Annotated in this window: 2 protein-coding genes; both read right to left on the bottom strand. The window is 35.8% G+C overall.

Annotation, left to right across the window (positions count from 1 at the left end):
• The coding region (locus ACSSWA_RS14905; RefSeq protein ID WP_437357448.1) for a T9SS type A sorting domain-containing protein at positions 1–681 on the bottom strand (681 nt) is incomplete at its 3' end.
• Positions 678–956: T9SS type A sorting domain-containing protein (locus ACSSWA_RS14910; protein ID WP_437357450.1), on the bottom strand; the 279-nt coding region annotated here is incomplete at its 5' end. The genes ACSSWA_RS14910 and ACSSWA_RS14905, both read right to left, overlap by 4 nt.

Here is a 956-nt window from a genome sequence, read left to right on the forward strand (position 1 = left end):
CACTTTATATCGAATAATAGTTGAAGGATTAAACGGATTGGGGTAATTCTGAAAGAGAACAAAACCGGATGGTATCGGAGTAGCCTCGTCTTTTACATCAACTATACCATAAGTTACTCCGTTTATTCTGCAGCCTCTCAATAAAAGAGGTTGTAATACATAATTTTCTCTTGATATACGTCCAAATCCGTAAGCTAATTTTTCTACATCAAGGAAAGTTGTATCAATAAGAGAATCCGGTCTTATCCATAGTTGAAAATGTTGAATCTCCTTTATTAATGTGCGTTTCCCGAATACATACCCCTCATAAATTCCGCTTACCATCGATTCTTCCCACTTGCTGGAATCTTCAACTATAACAACCCACCGTTCACCTACCTGTGCATTTAATTTATATAAATGCCGGTTATCAAATTGAGGAACGTTGAAAACATTATAATTCCTGTCTATTCTATAATTAGCGCCGTAATACAAAGGCGGATCATAAAAGAATATAAACCTGCTGCTGTCTTTCGGGTCTATCGAATCGCGCAGTACTGTATAATGCAGGTCTCCTCCCGCCCTCGTATATTCCCAATGGTCGCCTAAATTAGCCGGAAAAAACTGATACGGGTCATCATACTGAGCAAACATAATTGATGTTAAGAATACGAATAAAATTGTTAAATAAATTGATTTCATTTTACTAAAACCATTGATTTTGTAATTATTGTAGAGCCAGATATTAATGAGTAGTAATAAACTCCGCTGGGAAGATTCTGTGCATTAAAAACAGTACTGTAGTTACCGGGTGGTTTTGATTCATTAACCAGAACAGCTACTTCTCTTCCTAGAGGGTCATAAACTATCAGCCTTACATGAAAATATGAATTGCCGTTTTTGTTTTGAGGAACGGAATAATTAATAGTAGTTGTGGGATTAAACGGGTTCGGATAATTATTATTCAGATAAAATTC

The organism is Melioribacter sp. Ez-97, assembly GCF_051488665.1.
Classification (GTDB): Bacteria; Bacteroidota; Ignavibacteria; order Ignavibacteriales; family Melioribacteraceae; genus Melioribacter.